24 protein-coding genes and 1 other RNA gene are annotated in these 23860 nt (G+C 45.3%); 14 read left to right on the top strand and 11 right to left on the bottom strand.

Annotated features, from left to right (window positions below):
* Positions 1-26 precede the first annotated feature (26 nt).
* On the bottom strand, positions 27-1427 hold the full coding sequence (locus NST38_RS10580) for an ammonium transporter (protein ID WP_341343956.1): 1401 nt from the start codon (positions 1425-1427) through the stop codon (positions 27-29).
* Between the two features lie 351 nt (positions 1428-1778).
* Between NST38_RS10580 and NST38_RS10575 the strand changes: the two genes are divergently transcribed.
* Positions 1779-2207 carry a MerR family transcriptional regulator gene (locus tag NST38_RS10575; RefSeq protein ID WP_017689377.1) on the top strand — a complete coding sequence of 143 codons (429 nt, stop codon included), beginning with the start codon at positions 1779-1781 and terminating at the stop codon, positions 2205-2207.
* A 28-nt stretch (positions 2208-2235) separates the two neighbouring features.
* Positions 2236-2916, top strand: coding sequence for a zinc metallopeptidase (locus tag NST38_RS10570; RefSeq protein ID WP_036609646.1), 681 nt, complete (start codon positions 2236-2238; stop codon positions 2914-2916).
* Between the two features lie 43 nt (positions 2917-2959).
* On the opposite strand, the gene NST38_RS10565 is transcribed toward NST38_RS10570, so the two are convergent.
* Together NST38_RS10565 and NST38_RS10560 are read right to left on the bottom strand one after the other, a co-directional pair.
* Complete coding sequence (locus NST38_RS10565; protein WP_036609648.1) at positions 2960-3871, bottom strand: LysR family transcriptional regulator; 912 nt, start codon at positions 3869-3871, stop codon at positions 2960-2962.
* Positions 3872-3940: 69 nt separating this feature from the next.
* Positions 3941-4567 (bottom strand): rhomboid family intramembrane serine protease, encoded by a 627-nt coding sequence (locus tag NST38_RS10560; RefSeq protein ID WP_036670140.1) that lies wholly within the window; start codon positions 4565-4567, stop codon positions 3941-3943.
* 148 nt (positions 4568-4715) lie between these two features.
* On the opposite strand from NST38_RS10560, the gene tpx reads away from it, so the two are divergent.
* Positions 4716-5234: a thiol peroxidase gene (tpx, locus tag NST38_RS10555; protein ID WP_036609653.1), complete on the top strand. Its 519-nt coding sequence runs from the start codon at positions 4716-4718 to the stop codon at positions 5232-5234.
* 72 nt (positions 5235-5306) lie between these two features.
* Here tpx and NST38_RS10550 read toward each other — a convergent pair whose 3' ends face one another.
* The 4 genes from NST38_RS10550 to NST38_RS10535 form a co-directional block, all read right to left on the bottom strand.
* Positions 5307-5699: a DUF1499 domain-containing protein gene (locus NST38_RS10550; protein ID WP_017689382.1), complete on the bottom strand. Its 393-nt coding sequence runs from the start codon at positions 5697-5699 to the stop codon at positions 5307-5309.
* A 182-nt stretch (positions 5700-5881) separates the two neighbouring features.
* A non-coding RNA gene (ssrS, locus tag NST38_RS10545) (6S RNA) lies at positions 5882-6073 on the bottom strand.
* A 51-nt stretch (positions 6074-6124) separates the two neighbouring features.
* The gene (locus NST38_RS10540) at positions 6125-6937 is read right to left on the bottom strand and encodes a YesL family protein (protein WP_036609655.1); all 813 of its coding nucleotides are present in this window, start codon (positions 6935-6937) and stop codon (positions 6125-6127) included.
* Between the two features lie 218 nt (positions 6938-7155).
* Positions 7156-8757 carry a DEAD/DEAH box helicase gene (locus tag NST38_RS10535; protein ID WP_340389993.1) on the bottom strand — a complete coding sequence of 534 codons (1602 nt, stop codon included), beginning with the start codon at positions 8755-8757 and terminating at the stop codon, positions 7156-7158.
* A 305-nt stretch (positions 8758-9062) separates the two neighbouring features.
* Between NST38_RS10535 and NST38_RS10530 the strand changes: the two genes are divergently transcribed.
* The 4 genes from NST38_RS10530 to NST38_RS10515 all read left to right on the top strand — a co-directional run bounded on the left by NST38_RS10530 (position 9063) and on the right by NST38_RS10515 (position 13146).
* On the top strand, positions 9063-9884 hold the full coding sequence (locus NST38_RS10530; RefSeq protein WP_036609659.1) for a YitT family protein: 822 nt from the start codon (positions 9063-9065) through the stop codon (positions 9882-9884).
* A gap of 174 nt (positions 9885-10058) precedes the next feature.
* Complete coding sequence (locus tag NST38_RS10525; RefSeq protein ID WP_029880762.1) at positions 10059-10247, top strand: hypothetical protein; 189 nt, start codon at positions 10059-10061, stop codon at positions 10245-10247.
* Positions 10248-10410: 163 nt separating this feature from the next.
* A complete protein-coding gene (locus tag NST38_RS10520; protein WP_076249902.1) occupies positions 10411-11592 on the top strand; it encodes a putative glycoside hydrolase in 1182 nt (393 codons plus the stop codon).
* A 201-nt stretch (positions 11593-11793) separates the two neighbouring features.
* Entirely contained in the window at positions 11794-13146 is a 1353-nt protein-coding gene (locus NST38_RS10515) for an MATE family efflux transporter (RefSeq protein WP_076249989.1), read from the top strand.
* Positions 13147-13233: 87 nt separating this feature from the next.
* Here NST38_RS10515 and pfkA read toward each other — a convergent pair whose 3' ends face one another.
* Together pfkA and NST38_RS10505 are read right to left on the bottom strand one after the other, a co-directional pair.
* Positions 13234-14205, bottom strand: coding sequence for a 6-phosphofructokinase (gene pfkA / locus NST38_RS10510; protein ID WP_036609663.1), 972 nt, complete (start codon positions 14203-14205; stop codon positions 13234-13236).
* Positions 14206-14258: 53 nt separating this feature from the next.
* Positions 14259-15338 (bottom strand): tetraprenyl-beta-curcumene synthase family protein, encoded by a 1080-nt coding sequence (locus NST38_RS10505; protein WP_017689390.1) that lies wholly within the window; start codon positions 15336-15338, stop codon positions 14259-14261.
* A gap of 179 nt (positions 15339-15517) precedes the next feature.
* On the opposite strand from NST38_RS10505, the gene NST38_RS10500 reads away from it, so the two are divergent.
* A complete protein-coding gene (locus NST38_RS10500) occupies positions 15518-16858 on the top strand; it encodes a multi antimicrobial extrusion protein MatE (RefSeq protein WP_076249903.1) in 1341 nt (446 codons plus the stop codon).
* 40 nt (positions 16859-16898) lie between these two features.
* Positions 16899-18071, top strand: a complete 1173-nt coding sequence (locus NST38_RS10495; protein WP_076249904.1) for an MFS transporter — start codon at positions 16899-16901, stop codon at positions 18069-18071.
* A 155-nt stretch (positions 18072-18226) separates the two neighbouring features.
* Here the strand turns inward: NST38_RS10495 and NST38_RS10490 are convergent, their stop codons facing one another.
* Positions 18227-18424 carry a cold shock domain-containing protein gene (locus NST38_RS10490; protein ID WP_017689394.1) on the bottom strand — a complete coding sequence of 66 codons (198 nt, stop codon included), beginning with the start codon at positions 18422-18424 and terminating at the stop codon, positions 18227-18229.
* Positions 18425-18586: 162 nt separating this feature from the next.
* Here NST38_RS10490 and NST38_RS10485 point away from each other — a divergent pair, with 162 nt between their 5' ends.
* The 5 genes from NST38_RS10485 (at position 18587) to NST38_RS10465 (ending at position 22680) form a co-directional block, all read left to right on the top strand.
* The gene (locus NST38_RS10485; protein ID WP_017689395.1) at positions 18587-18820 is read left to right on the top strand and encodes a hypothetical protein; all 234 of its coding nucleotides are present in this window, start codon (positions 18587-18589) and stop codon (positions 18818-18820) included.
* Positions 18821-18823: 3 nt separating this feature from the next.
* Positions 18824-19009 carry a hypothetical protein gene (locus NST38_RS10480; protein ID WP_036609669.1) on the top strand — a complete coding sequence of 62 codons (186 nt, stop codon included), beginning with the start codon at positions 18824-18826 and terminating at the stop codon, positions 19007-19009.
* Positions 19010-19222: 213 nt separating this feature from the next.
* Positions 19223-21013: an oligoendopeptidase F gene (gene pepF / locus NST38_RS10475; protein WP_036609671.1), complete on the top strand. Its 1791-nt coding sequence runs from the start codon at positions 19223-19225 to the stop codon at positions 21011-21013.
* A gap of 132 nt (positions 21014-21145) precedes the next feature.
* Positions 21146-21526, top strand: coding sequence for a LapA family protein (locus NST38_RS10470; RefSeq protein ID WP_047842377.1), 381 nt, complete (start codon positions 21146-21148; stop codon positions 21524-21526).
* Between the two features lie 113 nt (positions 21527-21639).
* Entirely contained in the window at positions 21640-22680 is a 1041-nt protein-coding gene (locus NST38_RS10465; RefSeq protein ID WP_076249905.1) for a M42 family metallopeptidase, read from the top strand.
* Between the two features lie 121 nt (positions 22681-22801).
* On the opposite strand, the gene NST38_RS10460 is transcribed toward NST38_RS10465, so the two are convergent.
* Positions 22802-23740: a hypothetical protein gene (locus NST38_RS10460; RefSeq protein WP_076249906.1), complete on the bottom strand. Its 939-nt coding sequence runs from the start codon at positions 23738-23740 to the stop codon at positions 22802-22804.
* Positions 23741-23860 lie beyond the last annotated feature (120 nt).

Genomic DNA, 23860 nt, shown 5'->3' with positions numbered 1-23860 from the left:
TGAAGCATGATTCAGCATCATTCACCTCAGGAGCTGAACGTACCACCATTGGATTTAGAATCTACATTTTTCATTTGTTCAGGGTATCCGTAAGTACCGTGCTCACTGATATCCAGACCCATTGTTTCTTCTTCTTCAGTAACACGGATGCCCATGATCGCTTTCATACCGCCCAGAATAATGAAGGACATTACCAGTACGAAGGCAAAAGCACCTACCAGACCGAGAAGCTGTACGCCCAATTGGTGGAATCCACCACCATAGAACAGACCCGCTTGACCTACACCCGCATGCTCAGCAAGTTCTGGTGTAGCGAACAAACCTGTGGAGATTGCTCCCCACATACCAGCAACACCGTGTACGGAGAAAGCGTAGATTGGATCGTCAATTCCTTTACGATCGAAGTACTGTGCTGTGAAGAATGTGATAACACCAGCCAAAGCACCGATAACCAAAGCTGCCCAAGGTTCTACAAAGGCACAAGCACCTGTAATTGCAACGAGTGCCGCAAGCACACCGTTCAACATGCTAGGAATATCGGACTTGCCAAGAACTGCCCAAGAAATCAACAGTGCAGCAACACCACCAGCTGCAGCAGCTACGTTAGTAGTTAATGCAACATAACCAAAGAATCCGTCATCCAAGGCCGTTAACGTACTACCTGGGTTGAAACCGAACCAACCGATCCAGAGGATAATAACCCCGAGTACGGAATACACTTGGTTGTGACCTGGAATGATGTTAGGTTTGCCGTCTTTGTTGTATTTACCAATACGTGGTTTCAACAAGATGGTCGCTACCAATGCTGCAGTCGCACCAGTCAAGTGAACAACCGTCGATCCTGCAAAGTCTTGCATACCCAGCTCAGCCAACCAGCCGCCGCCCCATACCCAGTGAGCAACAACCGGATACATGATAATGGTATAAAGTGTACCGAATACAATATATACGCTCATTTTTGCACGTTCAGCCATACCACCGCAGGCAATGGCCAGAGATACCGCCGCAAAAGCGAGGTGGAAAACGAATTTAACAGTCAGTGGAACATCGGAGAAAGCCAGTGATTCGAAGGAAGTAGCCATCTTGTCACCGCTCAGGAAGAATCCTGTTGTTCCAAAGAAGCTGTTACCATTACCGAAACCAAGACCGAAACCCAAAGCCCAGAAGGCAATAACTGAAATTCCCAATGTCAGGATGGTCTTACCCGCAATGTGTCCTGCATTCTTCATTCGTGTTGAACCCGCTTCAAGTAAAGCAAATCCCCCTTGCATCAAGAACACGAGTACAACAGCCAGAAACGTAAAGGCTGAGTTCAAACCACTTTGAAGTTCAATGTTAGTCGGACCCTCCGCAGCCGCAAATGCGCTAACCGGAAAAGCGAACAAAGTAAGCATTACTAACATGGAAACCAACCATTTCTTTCTCATATACCCCACTCCCTCTTATGTTAAGTTTCTTCACATAACGTGAAACTCTTAATGTCATTATAAGCAGAAGAGAGGAAAGTTGACAAGAGTATTTTCATCAAAATTGAAAATTATTTCTGGGAATAAAGTCATACGTCTTTTTCTTGCACTTAAGTACATAATCACATTCTATGAGTACATAGATATAGAAATGCAGTATGCTGATTGCCAAAGCATAACGTTTGACTGTACGGTTAAAGATCATGTATCATACTTATTAGTAAGAAAAATGGGCGTAGTCTAGAAATTCACAAGTGGAAACTACAATTCCCTACATTTGAACTTGCAAGCGAGGTGAATATCATTGGGGATATGAAACTTTTTCGGATTGGCGAACTCGCCAAGACCGCTGGTGTTAGTGAACGGACGATTGATTATTACACAAAGCTTGGACTAATCGCTCCCGAAGAACGTACACAAAAAAATTATCGTCTCTATAGTAATGAAACTTTAACGAGGCTTGAACGTATTGTACAGATGAAACAAGAGAAGTATAGTCTCGACGAGATTAAGCAATCTCTTGAGAAGTGGCGTCTGGTTAGTACAGAAGAACAAGTTGCCAGCAAATTGACAACATTGGAACTTCACGTACAACAACTTGAGCGAGAGGTTAACGAACTCAAACCGCTACTTGGAGAGATGAAACCTGTACAAGCACGTAAAATGATGGCAGGACTCCTCACCAAAAGTGCCGGTACAATGGAGGCACTAAAAATCTTGCTTGAGAACACCATGATGTAGCTTATTCTTAGAAAGCGGAGGAATGAATATGAGTTTTAATAACGGTATGTTCGTATTGATCATTATCGCCTTTTTGCTCTCTTTATGGGCGCAATTTCGCGTTAAAGGTACGTTTAGACGTTGGTCGGAGGTTCCGAACCAGAACGGAATGACTGGTTACGATGCCGCTCGCCAGATGCTTGATGCTAACGGCCTGCACGATGTTCCAATTGAACCTGTACGTGGTACACTCTCTGATCACTATGATCCGATCAATCGGGTTGTACGTTTATCAGAACCAGTATATTACGAAAACTCAATCTCAGCTGTTTCGGTAGCGTGTCACGAAGTTGGCCACGCCATTCAGCATAAAGAAAGTTATCCGATGCTGGCACTGCGTCACCGAATCTTCCCAATTGTGAACTTTGCATCCGGATTAGCTCCATTCCTGTTAATTGCAGGATTCATCTTCAATGCCATGAATCTTGTAGGTATCGGTATCATCTTCTTCTCCGTAACTGTAGCATTCCAACTCATCACTTTACCGGTTGAGTTCAATGCAAGTAATCGCGCTAGAGAGATTATGGTATCCGAAGGGTACATCCGTAATGAAGAAGAAAAAGGTGTTGCAAAAGTTCTGAATGCCGCAGCCTTGACTTACGTTGCTGCAGCGTTGATTTCACTGCTTGAGTTGATTCGTTACATCGGAATCTTCAACAGCCGCGATTAATTGGATACTTAATACAACAAAAACAAAAAACAATACCCCACCGTTAATCGGATGGGGTATTGTTTTGTTGTAAACCGAAATAATCAAGCAAGAATGAACGAAAGGACTGAGCAACCAGCGGCAGTTTATCATGCGCACGATGAATTAACCCGATAGTTCGCGTTACTTTTGGATGGGAGATAGCCACATGTGCCGGTTGCAACGGATTCGTCTGGAATAACGCCATCTCAGGCAGTAGACTGACCCCCATGCCCGCAGCGACCAATCCGCGGATGGTGTCGGTCTCTTCCCCTTCAAAAGCGATCTTGGGTGTAAAACCAGCTTCCAGACAGGCATGCCACACAATAGGACGAAGAGAATAACCTTTGCTAAACAATACAAATTTATCATCCTTGAGCTGTTCAAGCGCAATTGTCTCTTCACCAGCTAACGGGTGATTAGGAGGAAGGATAGCATGTAATTCTTCCGTGAGTACAATATCGCCATCTACTTGATCATGCTTCTCTGGAAAAGGAGAAATGAATGCCAAGTCTACCTCTCCGGATAACACATCACGAATCAGCGTAGGGAACATCCCCTGCTTGAATCTGAATTTCACGTTGGGGTAGCGCTGACGGAAAGCAGCCACCACGGAAGGAATGAGATGAATTCCCAGGCTATGCGGAAACCCAATTCGAATCTCTCCATGCTCCGGGTCCAGAAACTCATGAACTTCCCCAACTGCCTTGTCCAAATCTTTTAATATACCTTCAATTCGTTTGCAAAAAAGCTGCCCCACTGCAGTCAACTGCAGGTTTCGTCCCTTTTGCATAAAAAGGTCCACGCCCAGTTCTTCTTCCAGCTGATGAATCTGACGACTCACCGCCGACTGTGCCACATGCAACTCTTCAGCAGCCTGTGTTACATGTTCCTTCTGTGCCACTTTCAAAAAGTAATGCAACTGTCTTAATTCCACTCGCCTGATCGCTCCAATCTGTTATACCCTACTTATCCTTGACTGTATTCCATCTTGAGAACGTTCTGACTACCGCTTTAAGCTGCGGGGTTTCCACAATCTGATCAACAGTCCGTAAATAAAGAATCCACCCAACAATCCGCCAAGGTGAGCCATCCAGTTGATGCCTGACATGGCGAAGGAGAATATGATCCCGAACAAAAGCAATGTGTACATCGTTTTGCGCGAAGCCTCGTCCATCATCGTTCGCTGGAACAGCGCTACATACAGGAATGCACCATAGACGGCATAGATCGCTCCTGAAGCACCTACCGAGATGGTAATACTCCCAACCGAGTTGTACCACGCAACAGCAAGAATATTACCCAATACACCACCACCCAGGTACAATACACCATACCTTACCGACCCGAGCAACCGCTCCATCGGTGGAGCAAATACGATTAACGCAAAGCTGTTAAACAATAAATGACCGAAGCCCGCATGCAGGAACATGGATGTAATGTAACGCCACCATTCATGCGCGAACAGTTCATGATTCGTAAGTGCCCCGAATTTCAGCAGCACCATATTGTTCGTTGATCCACCGTTCACCGTTAACACAATAAACATGACTACATTGGCAATTAAAAAAAGCGACGTCAAAGGGAAATACTTCAAATAACCTTTCCAGTTCTCATAGCGAATAAATATCATAAATTTCTTCTTTCACTCCACCCTGTTCAGATCGGACTTACATCTCTGATCCATCGTAATGGTACATGTCCGAATTGGACAATGCCTTTCATAAAAGATTATAATGGATTTTGGCACGGATCACCAATTTATAAGGAGGAACATTATTATGACACAAGAACGTACAGGCGCAGCCACATTTAAAGGCAACCCTATTACATTGATCGGACCCGAACTGAAAGTGGGCGATCAAGCACCTGATTTTACACTGAGCAAGAACCTGGTTGAGGATGCTTCCCTGAAAGACTTCGCAGGCAAAATCAAATTAATCAGCGTTGTCCCTTCCCTGGATACTGGCGTATGCGATGCGCAAACTCGTCGTTTCAACGTGGAAGCTGGAGAACTCGGAGACAATGTTGTTGTCTTGACAGTCAGTGTTGACCTTCCCTTTGCTCAGGCTCGTTGGTGTGGAGCAGCTGGTGTTGACCGCGTAGTTACATTGTCAGACTACAAAACACGTTCTTTCGGTGAAGACTACGGCGTTCTGATCAAAGAATTCCAACTCGACATGCGCTCCATTTTTGTTTTGGATGCCGAAGACCGGATTACATATGTGGAGTATTTGCCTGAAATGACAGACTCCCCTAACTTCGAACAAGCGATTGCTGCTGTAAAAGCTTTGCTGTAGAAGTTATCATACGTTCAGAACAAAAGCGAGGAAGGTTAACCTTCACTCGCTTTTTGTTATTTATCATCTATTTCAATCATTTGCTTTATACTTGCTTAGCTTTTTATCCAGTACAGAGAATAAGTTCATAATCGTGCGATAATTGGAACCCAAGTCTCCAAGTGAACCACGTGAAGCTGAATACATATCCACCGCACTTCGAACAGGACTTACTGAGATAATGGAAACTGTAATATCCATCGTCCGTCCAAAGGTAGTCCGCTTCTCCAGAATAACTTCTCCAACAGAAGGCACTTCATGCAGCACTTTATAACCCGGAATCTTTTTGAGTGTCGAAGAGACCTCTTCCCAGGCTCTGTCTTTGGATAAGTTATAATACCGTGTTTTTAATTTGGGATCCTTGGCTCGATCGCTGGTCCCCTCCATGCTGCGGATGATACCGACGAGCGTTCTCTTTAAGGTCAAGACCCTTCCTCCTTTGATTGTAACCGTTCCATTTATGTATCTTAGTGTAACATTGTTCAAGTAGTAACAAAAGGGCAAGCATCATATTTATCATAAAACCAATCAAAAACATTCATCACAACTTAAAAACACCCTGAAATTCCTTTTGTAGAGGAAAAGTCAGGGTGCTGTACATGAAGATTTAGGAACCCGCCTATGCCGTCCGGCTACATTGTCTTATGAACCTGCTTGGCAGGTGGGTGACCGCAAAAATGCTTTTTGAAGTCCCCATGTCGTATAGACAGGGCTTTTCAGCAACATTCTGTGTTGATCTCCCGAAGACATCATCATTGGTTCAAAACAACGAATAACCGAAACGTACATCGCAGGATGTACAATTATTATATCCCTAACTGTGTAAAAAGTAAATGGCGATTCATCATGTTTTATTTTTGCAATGTAATGTTTTTGTCGTCTGATGGCTCAGGTGTTTCACCATTCTCTGCTGATTGTTCAGCCAGTGCAGCAGCTTCCTCTTCTTCCTTCTTGAGTTGCATCTTCTCCATCTGCTCCTGCATCTTGTTGAAGGTTGCGTAGAAGTTAAAGAAAGCAAACCAGGCAATGATGCTGATAATGAAGAAAACAAACAAGACCGGATAACGGAAACCGATGTAGAACAGCAATCCACTTCCCAGCAATGTGGAAAATACACGGAATGGTCTGATCAGCGTAAGCAATACCGCGTTTTTGATAATGAGTCCGATGGACATATGATAATGTACAACCATCGAGAAAAAGTTAAAGAGTGATACAAATAACAAGAGAAGCAGTACTAACATGATGATTCCCACGAGCTGCATATTGCGGAACTGAGTCATGTACACTGTATAATCCAGATACATAATCGCGAATAGCAGTGTGTAAAAAATACCCCCAATTAAACTTTGCTTGTAGTTTTCCTTGTAACCTACAAAGAAAGTACGGAAGATCGGTACATCCGTATCGCCCATATTCCATTTACGAACAACCGTAAACAGCGCCGAAGTCGCCGGGAACAGTGTAAGCGGTGCCACAATAGCTATAGCCCAGTTCATTTGCAATGATTCGTTTGCGAGGTTCTGCTGCATCACGAGCAGTTTCATAATCAAGAAAAACAAGAACGGAGACGAACAAATAGCCCACAACAGATTGGTTGCGGCCAGTCTCGTAATCCACTCTGTAAGCCGGTAGATCCCACCCATAGCTCCTTTAAATTCCAAACATTTCTCCTCCTCTGCAGCCTTGCGAATTACCTGAAGTCTAATATTAATATACCTTATTATAGATAGGAAAAGCCAGTACTTCCCGAAAAGAGATCGTCATTGTCCTTAGCTAGCGCTTCTGGCCGCTTATGATAGTAAAATAAAATGATGCAGTCACTTTGAAAATAAAAAAATGGAGCAGTTGCCCGCTCCATTTTTCAGATCATACGTTTATATTACTCGAAAGAAGAATCTTTCGCTGGACGACGTCCTTCGTTACTGCTTGGACGCGGTTTGCGGTCACGGTTGTAACCACCTTCTCTGCTTCCACCGCCAGTGCCAGTGCTGCTGCCGCTGTTACGATCACGGTTGTAACCGCCACGTCCGCTGCCACTGCTGTTGCGATCGCGGTTGTAACCACCACCACTGCCGCCGCTACCACTTGTGCGGTTGCCGCTGTAACCCGATGGTTTACGTCCGCCTGAGCGAACATCTGGTTTACGACGTTTTGCACGGATTGGATCTTCAGGAGTCAGATCAACTTGAGCATCCTTTTTGTCACCTGTCAGGAGCTTCAGTGCAGCCGACAACAGTTGAACAGAATCATATTGCTCAAGCATTTGAATCGCAATACCCTTGTATTCGTTCAGTTCGCCTGATTGTACGATTTCCAGCAAGCGCTCTGCTGTCAAACGTTGTTTACCTTCAACCGCTTCTGCCATTGTTGGCAGTGGTTTACGTGGAATACGGTGACGTGTTACACGCTCGATGAAGTGCAAGTGATCAATCTCACGCGGTGTAACGAAGGACCAAGCAGCACCCTCTTTACCCGCACGACCTGTACGACCGATACGGTGAACATAGCTCTCCGGATCTTGCGGAAGGTCAAAGTTAACAACGTGAGTTACACCAGATACGTCGAGACCACGTGCAGCCACGTCTGTTGCAACGAGTACGTCAATGCTACCGTCACGGAACTTACGCATTACCGCATCACGTTGATTCTGGGACAAGTCACCATGAAGACCGTCTGCAGAATATCCACGTTTTTGCAAAGCTTCAGCCAATTCGTCAACACGACGTTTTGTACGTCCGAATACGATCGCCAGTTCAGGAGATTCCATATCCAACAAACGGCTCAATGCTTCGAATTTTTGACGCTCAGGTACTTCGATATAGGATTGGTCAATCAATGGTGCACTAACATGTTTCGGAATCACAGAAATGTGTTCAGGATTGTTCAAGAATTGTTGTGCCAATTTTTGAATGTTAGGAGGCATTGTTGCTGAGAACAGCATAGTTTGGCGCTCGTCTGGAACTTGTTTCAGGATGGATTGGATATCCTCCATGAAACCCATGTCGAGCATTTCATCTGCTTCATCCAGTACAACAGTTTGTACATCATCTAGTTTGATTGTTTTGCGGTTGATGTGGTCAAGGAGACGTCCAGGTGTACCAATGATGATCTGTGGTTTTCTTTTCAGTGCACGGATTTGACGCACGATATCTTGTCCGCCGTAGATTGGCAGGGAGCGCAGACCTTTGAAGCGAGTGAGTTTTTCGATCTCTTCAGCAACTTGAATTGCAAGTTCACGTGTAGGTGCCATAATAAGGGCGCGGATTTTCTCGTCACTTTTTGAGATTTTGCTGATCAACGGAATACCGAATGCAGCTGTTTTACCCGTACCTGTTTGAGCTTGACCAATCAAGTCTCTGCCTTCGAGTGCCAAAGGAATCGCTTTGGATTGGATCGGTGTTGCTTCTTCAAACCCGAGCTCAGTGATGGCTTGCAGCACCAGTGGTTCAAGATTGAAATCTGTAAAGTTTAAATTTGTCAAAATTATTCATGCTCCTTTTATATGGTGGACATGGTGGACAATCCACTTTGTTGTCTGTATTCTTAAGTAGCGTTAATATTTATAGGGTATCCCAACGGGACGAATTATTTTCACTAACGAATATAATTCCATGAATGGGTCCCCAACATAAGACTAAAACTACATACATGTGTTTGAAACATTTCAAAATTTTATTGCTCCATTTAGGAAAAGTTTCCTACTCAAGAATATCCACAAATTATTATATCACAAAACAATTCAAGATTACCAGCAATCTGGTTTTAAATATAAATGAGGTGATTAAATTGCCCAAAATAATTTGGCACTCTTTAGTGATCATTTTGGGTGCTGCAGCTATTGCCTGCGGCTTCAACTGGTTTTTGGTCCCCCATCAGCTTTTAAGCGGCGGGGTGTCCGGTATTTCAATGCTTCTGGGTTATTTTACAACGTTGAATCTTAGTATAATGTATTTTGTTCTTAACATTCCCCTGCTCATTGCAGGTTGGTTTATTCTTGGACGACGCTTCATTACATTAAGTATTCTTTCGGTAGCAGCCACTTCCTGGTTCATTGCGCTTCTGCCTGTTTTTGCTGTGGCTACAGACCCTTTACTTAGTTCTGTATTTGGCGGTGTGCTTATTGGAATGGGCACTGGCGTTTCCTTCCGAGTGGGCGGCTCCACAGGAGGACTCGACATTGTTGGGTCCATTTTCACGCGTAAACGAGACTTTCCGATTGGTACAGTAATGGCCGGTATGAACGGTACGATCATTATGCTTGCAGGATACCTGAGTGACAATTGGAATACAGCCTTGGCCTCGATGGTATCCATCTACATTACAGGAAAAGTGCTTGATCTGATCCATATCAGTCACGTCAAAGTAACACTGTACATTATTACAAACGAAACCGAAGCCATGTTAAAAAAATTACTTGTTCGGCCTCGTGGAGTTACCAAAATTAAGACTCAGGGAGCCTACACGGATATTGAGAAGGACATGCTCATGACCGTTACCACCCGCTACGAGTTGGTTGAAATTAAACGTATTATCAAGGATACAGATCCAAACGCTTTTGTTAACATTGTGGAAACGGTTGGTGTTATGGGTTCTTTTCGCAGAAGTTGAGACACCTGTACGGTTAACAATTCACAACATTGTGGTATAATAACGGTGTACGGCTCCTAAATATGTTGTATAGCAGGTTCAACCCTTCAATTTCACAGGCCATATGCTTTCCCGAATCGCGCCGAATGACTTACCATTTTGGAATTCGAGTAGGAAAGGGTGATTATTGTGGATATGGAAACGGTAAAACTGTTTGAGATTGTCAACAGATGGTGCCCGGAAATGCTCCCTTTCTTGAAACCGAATGAACTCGACTCACTGATTGTCCTCCGGGATGGGCTGGGCATCCTGGAACAGGGAGACGCAATGGAAATCATTCAGTACAGTATTTGTGAGCATCAAAATGAGATTTACATTCAATAATTTTTTTCAGATTGATCACGCCGCTTCTTGCAGGGGATTTCCTCAGCAGGAAGCGGTTTTCATTTTTTCCATGTGTTTCATTACTTGATTAATATGGTTAAAAGCCCAGAGGCTTTAATGTATAATTCATACATGGAATGCACACATAAGGGAGTGGAAATGAATGAACATGTTTTGGGCTTTAATGGCTATGGCCTTTGGAAGCTTTGGTGGTGCCCCCGCAGTGGCGGACCAGGGAAATCCTCAATTCCAATCGTTAACCAACAGTTTTAACACCGCAATTATCCAATCTCAAAAAGATCAGGTTGTTATTGATGCCGATAACCCACCTGCCAAAATTGATCCTCAACCTGATGCACCCGTGGTCAAAGGTATCTATGTAACGGCCTACAGTGCCGGCGGTGCACGTATGAAAGAATTGCTGGAACTGACCGACAGTACAGAACTGAATGCCATGGTCCTTGATATCAAAGACGATCTCGGATACATAACTTATCCCACAGAAAACAAAGCGCTTCAGAAAATGGGTAAATCGCAACCTTTTATTCGGGATATCGATGCCTTGATGAAACGATTGCAAAAACATGAGGTCTACCCGATTGCACGTGTCGTTGTATTCAAAGATACGATTCTTGCCAAGAAAAATCCGGAGCTCTCCTTCCGCAACAAGGATGGATCTGTATGGGCAAATGGCAAAGGCGACAGCTTTGTGAATCCGTACAGCAAGGAAGTATGGGACTATAACATTGAGATTGCAAAGGAAGCTGCCAAGCTTGGATTTAAAGAGATTCAATTTGACTACGTTCGTTTCCCGGAAGGTTTCGAAACTCGAGCCGATGTACTGAAATATACCAAATCTGACAAGTCACGAGTGGATGTTGTGGCTGAATTCGTGCAATATGCACGCAAGGAGTTGGCACCGCTAGGTGTTCGGGTATCGGTTGATATTTTCGGTTATGCCGCTTCTGTACCTGCGGCTGAAGGCATTGGACAGGATTTTGTTAAAATATCCGAAAATGTGGACGTAATCTCACCGATGGTATACCCTAGTCACTATTCTACTGGCTGGTATGGGGTCAAGGACCCTGACAAAGATCCTTACACAACCATCAAGGGTTCAATGGAAGATACACACAAGAAACTGGACCCTACCAAAGAACTCAAACCCGTCATTCGTCCGTGGATCCAGGACTTCACAGCAAGCTGGCTGGGCAGTGGGCATTATGTCAAGTATGGCAAGAAACAAGTGGAAGACCAGATTAGAGCGATGAAAGACATGGATGTGCATGAATATCTGCTCTGGAATGCGTCCAACCGTTATACATCAGGTGTACAATATAAGTAGTCCGCACTCTTTCATACTTCTCATTTCATCCAACCTCGTTCTGCTTGAAGCGGAGCGAGGTTTTTTGGTGTTCATTTTTCTCTGCCCCCTACTCTGCTTCTGTCCCTATTCAAATTGAACAAAATCCACTACAATAAATAGCTGTCCAGATATGACACTTGGATGACATCTCTATAGAATAGTGAGGCACTGCCAGTGAACATGAACACAACAAGTTTTTCCCAAAAAGTGAAGCAATTCCTGATTATATTTTTGCCCATCTTCACCACTCAAATCGCCCTCTCTGCCATGTCGTTCTTCGACACGAATATGTCAGGCAAGTTTTCCCCAGCCGACCTTGCAGGAGTTGCAATCGGCACAAGTCTGTGGATGCCAGTTCAAACTGGACTAAGCGGGATTCTGATCGGTATTACACCTGTCGTTTCCCATCTGTTAGGTTCCAAACGTAATGATCAGATTGGGTATAACGTCATCCAGGCGCTGTATCTCGGGATTGCAGTCAGTCTCGTCGTTATCGGAGCCGGGGCGTTGTTACTTGGCCCTATACTGAACGGAATGCCTCTGGAGCCCAGGGTTGCCCAAGTCGCCTTCTATTTTTTGTGCGCACTCGCTTTTGGCATTATTCCGCTCTTCGGATATACAGTGCTGCGCAGCTTCATGGATGCACTTGGCCAGACACGGACTACGATGTTCATTACGTTGGTTTCCCTGCCCGTTAACATCTTTCTAAATTATCTGCTAATATTCGGCCGCTGGGGTTTTCCACAATTAGGCGGTGTTGGTGCTGGTGTTGCTACAGCATGTACATACTGGCTGATCTTTCTTATTAGTCTCTTTTTTGTCCATCGGGTCGAACCTTTCGCCCAGTATGGCATTTTCCGTCAATGGACCCGTGTCTCATTCTCCAAATGGAAAGAGTTACTCAAGATTGGAGTGCCCATCGGATTTGCGACTTTTTTCGAAACGTCCATCTTCGCTGCTGTGACTTTAATGATGAGCCGTTTCGATACCACAACCATTGCTGCCCACCAGGCGGCGCTGAATTTCGCTTCTACGCTCTACATGTTGCCTGTGAGCATATGTATGGCTCTTACGATCCTTGTGGGCTATGAAGCAGGTGCGGGGCGTCTGAGAGATGCCAGACAATACACTCTGCTTGGAATTGGTGGAGCCATCGGGCTCTCACTGCTGACAGCGATCGTGTTGATTGTGTTCGGCGAACAGATTGCAGGCGTGTATTCAAACGATCGAGAGGTCATTGCACTTACGCAGCATTTCCTCATCTACGCCATTTTCTTTCAGATCTCGGATGCGATTGCTACACCGACCCAAGGAGCATTGCGTGGCTACAAAGATGTTAATCCGGCACTGATCATTACGTTCATAGCGTATTGGATTATTGGGTTGCCTGTAGGTTATCTAACTGCTACGTATACTTCACTCGGTGCCTTCGGATACTGGATCGGCCTCATTGCCGGCCTTGCTGTAGGAGCAACAGCGCTTCTCTGGAGACTCTTCCTGGTACAAAAACAAGCCGCACTCCGCAAGGCGTAACATCGGAACACTTACTTACTTTGGAAAACAACAAAAAGAGCACAATCCTCGTCAATGCGGGATTGTGCTCTTTGCTTATGAATCGAATTATTGGGACAAACGTTGTGCAAGCTCGTAAGTCACCATATCGAAATCTTTTTTTGTGTTAACCACTTTATCAATATCCGTCAGGGTAAGTTCACCCTTGATAATGCCACAACCTTTGTCTGTCTCGCCTGCAATCAGACTGCGAACAGCGAAGTCGCCAAGACGGCTTGCCAAGTTACGGTCGAAAGGTGTTGGCGTACCCCCACGCTGAATGTGACCCAGAACGGTTACACGCGGCTCATACGTTGGGCAACGTTCCATCAGTTCTTTTGCTACATCTTCACCCTTGCCCACGCCCTCAGCAACGATAATAATACTGTGACGTTTGCCGTGTGCAAAGTTAGCTTTCATCCGATCTGCTACTTCGTCCATGTCAAACGGAACTTCTGGGACAAGAATCGTTTCAGCACCCGAAGCAAGTCCGGCATGCAGAGCGATATCTCCACAGTGACGACCCATAACTTCAACGATGGAAGAACGTTCGTGTGAAGACATCGTATCACGCAATTTGTTTACTGCATCAACTACTATGCTTACAGCTGTATCAAATCCGATGGTATAGTCGGTGAATGAAACATCGTTATCAATCGTTCCTGGCAGACCCATGGTGTTAATGCCCAGCTTGCTGAGTTTGTTTGCTCCGTTGTAGGAACCATCCCCACCGATAACAACCAGACCGTCAATGCCACGCGCACGCAGAATGTCCGCACCTTTTTGCTGACCTTCAGCGGTATAGAACTCCTTGCAACGTGCCGATTGAAGAACCGTTCCCCCACGTTGGATGATATCCCCTACACTCCGCAAATCCATTGGGAAAATGTCATTATTCAAAAGACCCTGGTATCCACGTTGAACTCCAAATACTTCGAGACCGTGAAACAGTCCGCTGCGAACAACCGCACGAACAGCCGCGTTCATCCCCTGTGAATCACCACCGCTCGTTAATACTGCGATTTTCTTTACTGCTGTCATGATGTTTCTTCCTCCTCTAGTTTCACTTCAGGCTCCGCAATATCACACCTGACTTACATATTTTTCCGTATCCAGCGACTGAAAATGAAGAAAAATATTCTTGTGATCGGACTATTTTTCAGCAGACGTTTGGATACAACGCGAACTTCCTGTTGTTCGCTGACTTTGGGATCAGACAGGTAAATGGCAATCAGTCCTTCGATGATCATCCGGTGAAAGGAGCTTCCCGGAATCTTCTGCACATCGCTGCGTGCCATCTCCACAATAAAAGCAATTCGGTCCAGCATTGTCTCCACATTCTCATAATAGTTGCAGAAGTTGAGATCTCCCCCGATGCGGTCCTCATCCTGATCAATTAAATAATCGAGCATAATGTGCAATGCGCATACATGTGGGAAATAGGCCGTGTGGATCGAGGCCGCTTGCTCTTCAGTCAACTGATCGTCACTCGCAGCCAGAAACAGCATGAAAACGCCCAGTGTAGAGCCAGTTGCAGCAGCAAATTCGTTCCAACGAAACTGAGGTGTGCGATGACGATGCTCCGACCACCATTCGAGCAGTGCCGTTTCTCTCAGTTCCGGCTTGATATGCTTATATACCTGCAGGTCCGTGTATAGGCCTGCCAGATCCTGAATTTGGGGCTTGGCGGACGTATAGCCTGGTAACTGACGGGTCAGTTCCTGACATGTGGTCACCAGATTCCGCAGATATCCACCGTCATCCTGCTCCTCACGGAGGGCATAATAATTGACGGGAATTGCTTCGGGATCTACCGCATCAAGCATGGATTGATGGAGAAGACGAAAGTCATCCGGGTCCATCGACGTGCTGCGGTCGCACAGATTGTCCAAATAATCACTAATAGTTTGATATGAAACGATCAGCGGAATCAGAATGTGTCTGTTTGGCAAATCAGCTAATGCGTAGACGGTTCCGCCTTCACAGTGAAACTGTTTATCCTTCAGACTGGCAAGTGCCTGTGTACGCAATTCCTCATTCGGAATCGCCTCAGCTTGAGCACGCCATCCATTCAGTGCCTTCCGTGTTTCCGGAATGGTGTATTTGTACACCCCTCTCATCAATGCCAGCGGTCCACGCGGATATTGATGACGTTTTCGATTTGATTGGCTCAAAATAAATGTGCCTCCACTTGGTTGAATACGTATTAGAGCGATTTTTAACCATTCCTATTATAATATGATCCCCTTAATTGTACAAATGATCTGCCGTATATTCCGCATAAAAAATCGCATCCGCGCCCAAAGCTTTGTGATATACTAGGCATATTTCATCCATCAAAGGAGTCGTTGACATGTCGTCAAGTGAATCACTTTCGTGGAGACGGTTATTTTCTTTTTTTGTGCCACTTGGCATTTCCGCCTCTCTCGTCACCATTTCTCACGTCATTATAAACAGTACATTAGCACGTTCCGCTCATCCCGAGACGGTTATTGCCAGCTATGCCATCGCCGGTAGCTTGTTAACCCTCACGGAACGCCCCTCCACCCTGCTGCGGCAAACCTGTTCCGCACTGGTTCGCGATCGCCTTTCCTTTCAGGCCCTCACGTTTGTGACCAAAATATTTCTTGCCTGTGTGCTTCTCATTGGGTTTCTTATCGTATACTCTCCCGTTGGTACCGGGGTGTTCAAATACTTGTTTGGTGTAAGTCCGGATCTGCTGAACAAAGTCATTGACGTATATGAAATTCTCATGTATGTGAGTATCTTTTCAGTGATCCGCAACATCTATCAGGGGATCATCATTACGAATAACCGCACCAAGTGGTTAACCATCGGGATGGTATTCCGTTTAGCCGGTATGTACGGCCTTTCCCTCTATTTCATATATACAGACAGCATTAACAGTGGACGTGTAGGCGCTATCATTTTTGCTGCTGGCATGATGATTGAAGCGCTTGTCAGCTTTCTGGAGGGTAACAGCATCAAGCGCAAGATGCCAGCCAAGCTTGAGGATCATCCCGTCGAGAGCAAGGGAGACGTATTTCGCTTTTATAAGCCACTGCTTTTATCCAGCTTTGTAGCGCTGTTCATAGGACCGGTTATTAACATCGTACTTGGCAAAACGACCGGGATCGCACTAGCCATTTCATCCTTTGCCATAGCAAGCAGTCTGATGCAGTTGATGCTAAGCTTCTTTACATACATCCATCAGATCGTGCTGAATTTCTACCTTGTGGACGCCAAATTGGTACGAAAATTTGCACTTGTCACCGGATTTATTCCGTTTGCGATGATGGTGTCGATTGCCTATACCCCCTTGGGACCATGGGTACTCGAAAATGTCATGAGCGTTCAGGGCGAACTTTTGCAACAAAGTCTGTGGACACTGCGTGCGTTCGTCTTATTTCCACTGATCTTCCCTTTTCTGGATTTCAGCAATGGCCTCATTCTGCTTCGCGGTCAGACAAAAACGATGTTTCGTTCGCAAACGGCGAATGCAATCTGCACGGTGATTGTGCTGCTTATACTGGTTAGTATTTTTCCTGCGTGGAACGGCATGATTGGCGCTGTAGCCCAATCCCTTGGCCTGCTCGCCGAACTTATCATTGTCTGGCTTGTCATCCGGCGCACGAAGCAAGAACCTACGATGTCCGTGCCTAGAGCCCGTAAATCAACATCCCTGAAAGGGTAATAAAATCATTGAATTGTTATCAGGATTGGAGTCTCTCATCATGAAATTAAGTCACAACGCCCGCCCGGACCAGAACTGGCTGCGGGCTCTCATGTTCACCATCTTTGGTTCCACCGTCCTCGTGGTATCCTACTTCCAGCTTTACTTCAGTCATCTGGGTTTCAGTCGGGCTGAGATTGGATATCTCTACGGAATTGGCCCCCTCATCTCTGTGTTCTCCAATATGTTCTGGAGCATGGCCAGCGACCGCTACCAAACGGTACGCAAAGTGATGATCATTCTGCTTGGTGGTCAATTGATCACAGGGATCATGCTCGCCAATGCAACAACTTTTGGTCAAGTATTTGTACTCGTGACCCTGTTTTACTTTTTCTATTATCCGGTCTATCCACTCTCCGATACGATGGCTATTACAACGGCCAGCAAGTACGGCCGAAATTTCACTTCCATTCGAGTCTTCGGATCGATCGGTTATGCCTTCTTTGCATTAAGTATCGGGTATTTCCTTGGATCTTTTGGTCCAGCATGGACGATTTGGGTCTGCGTTGGTCTTGCTGCAACTACACTATTGATCGGTTTTCAATTGAAGGATCAACCTTCGGGAAGCAGTAGCAAAATGGATCTATCGGGGTTATGGGCTATTTTGAAACGCAGAGATGTGCTCACCTTTTTTGGCTGTGTATTTTTGCTTGCCATGGGACATCGCATGAACGAAGCATTTCTTACCATCACGCTAAAAGATCTGGGTGCCAGCGAGGGGCTGATCGGCTGGTCTTTGCTGATCTCTTCCGTAAGTGAAATCCCCATATTTCTATTGCTCAGCAAGTATGGAAACCGTTATAAAGAACTGCCGCTAATTGCTTTTGCTGCACTGATGTATACGGTTCGTTTGCTTCTCATGTCTGTCTCCGATACACCTGCAGCTGTTGTTGCGATTCAGACGATGCACAGTGTTACCTTTGGTATTTTCTACGTTACGGCGGTCCGCTACATCATTCGCCTAGTTCCGGACGGCTACAGAGCTACAGGTATGGCTTTGTTCACCATTGTCTGGTCCAGTGCTTCGGGACTTCTTAGTGGAACGTTGGGCGGACTGCTGCTGGAACATGCAGGCAGACAAACCTTCTATCTCACCGCTATGGCTTTCTCCCTGGCTGCACTAATCGGTTTCGGATTGAAGTTATGGTCCAGCATGACCAATCGTGTCTCCTGAACACACAGGGAAACTTACATCGTATTCAACCGTTATTTACACTGAAAATGTTAGAATCAAAAAAAGCACAGCCTCCCTTGGGGGACTGTGCTTAGGTTCTTAATATTCAGCTATAAATTTATAATATATAAGAAGTCCGTTAGCCGGATAAATTCTTACAGTTTGTTTACGTTAGCTGCTTGAGGACCACGGTTTCCATCAGTGATTTCGAATTCTACCGCTTGACCTTCTTCCAATGTTTTGAAGCCATCTCCTTGGATTGCGGAGAAATGTACGAATACGTCCTCGCCGCCTTCAACTGAAATAAAGCCATAGCCTTTTTCTGCGTTAAACCATTTAACTGTACCTTTCAAATGAAAAACCTCCTAAAAATATCGCCATCTATGGCGAATACCCTTATTATACTGTATGGGCTTCCATTTTGCAATTTATCTTTCCATAAATGTCGAAAAAATTTGCTTTGAATCGTAGGGTACGGTATCATTTTACCAAAACCGTTAGTTTGGAGACTACCTATGATAAAAAAACATGAAATATACAAAACAGACAAGTGGAATATGATGACCGTAGAAGTTCAAGGCAAATATCTCGTACTGCGAGAAATTTCGGAAGAGTGGGGCGAAGAATGCCATACATTCCTTAGCCGTCCTGCATTAATGCACTGGGCTGAACGCCGTTTTCCAAAAGCAGATTTTGAGAACCGTGAGGATGAATGGCGTCAATTGATGGCTGCCTTCAAAGGGGTCTAACCCATGCAGCTTGACTCAAGCAATGTCGTCATCTTTATTATCCTTGCCTTCTCTCTTGGTATTGTGCTTATTCTGGGACGCAATTCCATCCCGGATCGATTAAGACGGGGAATGGCGCTTATTGCTACCCTGCTCATTTGTTTCGCCTTTTTCCTGATCGTTTATTTTCTGTATAACATGGGAGCCTAATCACGGGGACCCAGATGCTCAAATATTTCAACGTGCCTAAGGTCATACTATACGAGATTATTCGTATCGTAAGGAGGAAGGCCGTTGAAATACCAGAAATCGCTATCTGTTATCCTGGTACTTAGTCTGATTCCTTCGTCTCTCTCCGCACAGGCAAGCGAGACGAAGGCAGCTTCGTCCATACATTCATCAGATCATCAAAGGAGGATTTCCATGAGTCAATTATTGAAACGTTCCGAGGTGCCGGCTGAACATAGCTGGAAACTGGAAGATTTATTTGCCGATCAGAAAGCCTGGGATCAAGAATATGAAGAAGTATCGTCTTTGACCAAGAAGGCCTCCGAATTCCAAGGCAAACTGAATCAACCTGATGTACTCAAATCTTGCTTCGAATTCGAAGATGAGATCAGCCTCAAAATAGAACGCCTCTTTGTGTACGCACGTATGCATCAAGATGAAGACACAGCGAATCCTACATATCAAAACCTGTCCCAAAAAGCCCAGAAATTAGGCGTACGGGTTGGTGAAGCACTTTCTTTTGTCACACCGGAGATTCTTTCCCTGCCGGATGATCAGTTGGACGCATTTATTGCAAACGAAAAACTTTCTGCTTATACATTTACGCTGGAAGAGATGAAACGCGAAAAAGCCCACGTTCTTAGCCAAGCAGAAGAGGCTTTGCTTGCACAGGTAGGCAACCTTTCACAAGCACCACAGACAATCTTCAGCATGCTGAATAACGCCGATCTCAAGTTCCCAAGAATCAAGGATGAACATGGTAACGAAGTTGAGCTGACACACGGCAGCTACATTCAGTTCCTGGAGAACCCTAACCGTGAAGTTCGCGAACGTGCCTTCAAAGCGGTATACGAAACGTATGCCAAACAGAAGAACACAATTGCGGCTGCCCTGAATGCAAATGTAACCAAAAATATGTTCTATGCTAATGTTCGGAAGTACCCTTCCGTGATGGAAATGTCCCTATATGGAGATAACATCCCAACGGATGTGTATACCAATCTGGTAGACACCATTCACGAGAGCCTTCCGTTATTGCATCGTTATATGGACCTGCGCAAAAAGTTGCTGGGTGTGGATCAATTGCACATGTACGATCTGTTCGCTCCACTCGTAGACGAATACAAAATGGATATTACCTATGAGGAAGCGAAACAAACGGTTAAAGACGGTCTGAAACCACTCGGCAAGGACTATGCTGACGCATTGCAGACTGGATATGATAACCGCTGGATCGATATATATGAGAATGAAAATAAACGTTCAGGCGCATATGCCTGGGGCGCTTACGGCACTCACCCGTATGTCTTGTTGAATCACAAAGATAACCTAAACAGCATGTTCACACTCGCACATGAAATGGGTCACGCTCTGCATTCACATTACTCGGATACAACACTTCCGTATCGTGATGCACAGTACACCATCTTCCTGGCTGAGGTTGCATCCACAACCAACGAAGCGTTGCTGATGGATTATCTGCTTAACAAATCAACAGACCCAAAGGAAAAATTGTATCTGCTGACCTATTATGCCGATCAATTCCGTACAACAGTATTCCGCCAAACCATGTTTGCTGAATTCGAGAAAATCATTCATGAACGTGCGGAACAAGGTGACGCATTAACACCACAATTGTTATCCGAGATCTATTATGATCTGAACGTTAAATATCACGGAGAAGGCATGGCTGTTGACAAAGAAATTGAAATGGAATGGGCTCGTATTCCCCACTTCTATAACAGCTTCTACGTTTACAAATATGCTACAGGCTTCTCCGCAGCAACAAGCTTTTCCAAGCAAATCCTGGAAGAAGGCCAACCAGCTGTTGACCGATATCTTGGCTTCCTGAAGAGTGGTGGCAGTGATTACTCCATCAACATTCTGAAAAAAGCAGGTGTGGATATGTCTACACCACAGCCAATTCGTGAAGCTATGAGTGTGTTCAAGGAATTGATTGAACAGATGGAGCAACTAACCAAATAAGGTTGTCTTTCCATGTGACCTGCATCCCTTGCCCGTTCGGGCAGGGGATTTTATCATCATTGCAAGATGCAACATACCCGAATATGGGTAATGCATATCTAGTTCTCAATTGTTCAACAAGGAGGCAACACCATGAAAATGCAATGGGCACTCATAGCAGGTCTTGTTTTTGCACTGCTCACGGGAATCTTTGCGGTTATTAATGTGGATTCCGTACAAGTCAACCTGTTATTTAACACGGTACAAATCCCGCTGATCTTGCTGATTCTCGGCTGTACCCTGATCGGTGGAATTATTGTAGGGTCATATGGCATCTATCGCCAATACAGACTGCAACGCGAGAACAAACAATTGAAATTGCGTGTATCTGAATTGGAAAGTTCCGCGACAAGCAAATCTACGTTGGATTCTTTCAAATCGATGGATTCGCTTGACTCAAATGAATCCGACAGCCTATTGGAGAATGATTCGATCCAGAGTCAGCGCAAAGGAAACCCTACGGGAACACTGTAACCAATCAGAGACAGCCTGCTGGCGAGTCAGGAATGGTAGTATCACATTCTCTCCCCCAGACAGGCTGTATTTTGTTTCACACCATACCCATGATCCGAGGAGGAAATTACACAATGAGTTTTACAATTGATGAATCATACGTTCTGTCTTTTCTAAAAAAATTGTTGGATACACCAAGCCCAAGTGGTTACACACATCATATTATCGAGATGATCCGGAAGGAAGCAGCCGCACTAGGCATCGCTTGTGAGCTGAATAACAAGGGCGGTGCGGTGCTTACATTGCCCGGACAGGACTCTTCCAAGACAATCGCTTTAAGCGCTCACGTGGATACGCTAGGGGCCATGGTACGCTCGGTTACATCCTACGGCACATTGAAGCTTACCTCTGTCGGTGGCTTTTCGATGCAAAGTATTGAAAACGAATATTGCAGCATCCATACCCGGGATGGAAAAACATACACAGGCACCATTCTCTCCCTTCATCCGTCTGTCCACGTTTATCCGGATGCACGTAGCTTTGAACGGTCCGAGAGCCATATGGAAGTTCGAATCGATGAGGTCGTCTCCTCCAAGGAAGATGTGTTGAAACTCGGGATCTCTGTCGGCGACTTTATCTCCTTTGATGCTCGCGCAGTCATCACGCCGAGTGGTTATATCAAATCACGTCATCTGGACGACAAAGCCAGCGTGGCTGCCCTCTTTGGCATCCTTGAGTCTGCACATCGTGAAGGCTGGAAACCATTACATAACGTCTCTCTGCTTATCTCGAACTATGAAGAAGTTGGACATGGCGCATCGTATATCCCTGCGGAAATCAGTGAAATGATCGCTGTAGACATGGGAGCTATGGGTGATGACCTGAGCTGTAAAGAAACCGACGTTTCTATATGTGCCAAAGATTCTTCTGGCCCGTATGACTACGATATGACCAGTCGTCTCATTGAACTGGCCAAACAAGATGGGATGAATTACGTCGTCGACATTTATCCCCACTATGGCTCAGATGGCAGTGCAGCATTACGCGGAGGAAACAATATCCGTGCAGCACTGATCGGTCCTGGAGTTCATGCATCTCATTCCATGGAGCGTACACATAAGGATGCTGTCCTGAATACGGCACGATTGCTCGCAGCCTACATTACAACCAAGTAAAACAGAATCATTTTTCTACGAAATCATTATGGTGACATTCATATGTCTTGTCTAATCAAAAAGGCCCCTTCCAAGCACACTGAATTGTTGTGCTTGGAAGGGGCCTTTGTTGTCATATCTTTTAATCTGCCTGTTCGACATATGCATGATACTTACGATCCAATATCTCTAACTCTGCCTTATGGTCACGCATTTCATTTCTTAACACATGCATGGTTTTCCGAACTGCACTCAGTCCATCCTTCACCTGACGTTCGGCTTTGCGAATTTTGTCCTGAACCATCCAGTCCACGAAGAGGTTATCGAAGAAATAGTCTGCGAATGAAAGCAGACTTCCCAGATGCAGATCCGCGTGTACAGCCATCTCTACATCCTCCAACTCCTTCTGGAAACGTCGTAGACGCTTACCTGCATCCATGATGGCGACCTGAGCGTCATCCATTCTTCCTCGCTTGATATGCGTGGAGATGACTCCACCGCCCATCATGTCATATATCCCCCAATTACCTGCCGAAGACAAAGCCTTCTCGGCACGTTCAAGAGCATAGAGCAGATATTCTCCCTCCCGGAAAGCTTCATCCAGTTCCTGAAGCTCACTCGCCAGATGTTCCCGATTCTCAGCCATGTGTTGCAATTCCGCATCCTGGTCCAGCAGTCGACCTTCCTTCTTCCCCCACAGCGCGTTGTAATCGCTCTGCCAGTACTGATACTGCCGTTGGCCCTCTAACTCCTGCTCCACATGAATTCGTTGCTCCTGTACGTCTTGTAACATGCGACAAGCGGTGTCGTATGCAGCCTTGCTCTCCATGAGTTCCATTTCTTCCTTCTCCAGCCGTTCTGTCTTTTTGCCAATCAATTGATAGAAAAATGCTGACAATGTCATACTGTTCAGTCGATCAACGTCCTTCTGCTCCTTCTGGAGATGCTCCAGACGACGTTTTACCTTTGCTTCCCATTCGCTTTCCTCCGTTTGAAGCTTCTCCAGACGTTTGGTCCATTTCTCGTAAATTCTCCCCTTTTCCTTGAGCACTGCCAATTGTTCATTAATTTCCTTATACATAAGTGTGGTGTTCTCTCCCTTCTATGGAATTCTTTACTTATAAAACGTTATGAACATACAGAACGTTTCACTTTAATGCGCAAATTTGCAGACAAAAAACGCCCTCTCCTCCTATGCGAC

The organism is Paenibacillus sp. FSL H8-0104 (assembly GCF_038050215.1).
GTDB classification, from domain to species: domain Bacteria; phylum Bacillota; class Bacilli; order Paenibacillales; family Paenibacillaceae; genus Paenibacillus; species Paenibacillus amylolyticus.
Note: the sequence above shows the minus strand (reverse complement) of the source record. Positions and strands in the feature narration are given on the sequence as shown.

Coding starts and splice junctions, on each gene's coding strand:
- NST38_RS10580 (WP_341343956.1), bottom strand. CDS start 1,427: ATGAGAAAGAAATGGTTGGTTTCCATGTTAGTAATGCTTACTTTGTTC.
- NST38_RS10465 (WP_076249905.1), top strand. CDS start 21,640: ATGAGTTTTACAATTGATGAATCATACGTTCTGTCTTTTCTAAAAAAA.
- NST38_RS10495 (WP_076249904.1), top strand. CDS start 16,899: ATGAAATTAAGTCACAACGCCCGCCCGGACCAGAACTGGCTGCGGGCT.
- NST38_RS10525 (WP_029880762.1), top strand. CDS start 10,059: ATGGAAACGGTAAAACTGTTTGAGATTGTCAACAGATGGTGCCCGGAA.
- NST38_RS10575 (WP_017689377.1), top strand. CDS start 1,779: ATGAAACTTTTTCGGATTGGCGAACTCGCCAAGACCGCTGGTGTTAGT.
- NST38_RS10520 (WP_076249902.1), top strand. CDS start 10,411: ATGAACATGTTTTGGGCTTTAATGGCTATGGCCTTTGGAAGCTTTGGT.
- NST38_RS10500 (WP_076249903.1), top strand. CDS start 15,518: ATGTCGTCAAGTGAATCACTTTCGTGGAGACGGTTATTTTCTTTTTTT.
- pepF (WP_036609671.1), top strand. CDS start 19,223: ATGAGTCAATTATTGAAACGTTCCGAGGTGCCGGCTGAACATAGCTGG.
- NST38_RS10515 (WP_076249989.1), top strand. CDS start 11,794: ATGAACACAACAAGTTTTTCCCAAAAAGTGAAGCAATTCCTGATTATA.
- NST38_RS10470 (WP_047842377.1), top strand. CDS start 21,146: ATGAAAATGCAATGGGCACTCATAGCAGGTCTTGTTTTTGCACTGCTC.
- pfkA (WP_036609663.1), bottom strand. CDS start 14,205: ATGACAGCAGTAAAGAAAATCGCAGTATTAACGAGCGGTGGTGATTCA.
- NST38_RS10570 (WP_036609646.1), top strand. CDS start 2,236: ATGAGTTTTAATAACGGTATGTTCGTATTGATCATTATCGCCTTTTTG.
- NST38_RS10480 (WP_036609669.1), top strand. CDS start 18,824: ATGCAGCTTGACTCAAGCAATGTCGTCATCTTTATTATCCTTGCCTTC.
- tpx (WP_036609653.1), top strand. CDS start 4,716: ATGACACAAGAACGTACAGGCGCAGCCACATTTAAAGGCAACCCTATT.
- NST38_RS10560 (WP_036670140.1), bottom strand. CDS start 4,567: ATGATATTTATTCGCTATGAGAACTGGAAAGGTTATTTGAAGTATTTC.
- NST38_RS10485 (WP_017689395.1), top strand. CDS start 18,587: ATGATAAAAAAACATGAAATATACAAAACAGACAAGTGGAATATGATG.
- NST38_RS10460 (WP_076249906.1), bottom strand. CDS start 23,740: ATGTATAAGGAAATTAATGAACAATTGGCAGTGCTCAAGGAAAAGGGG.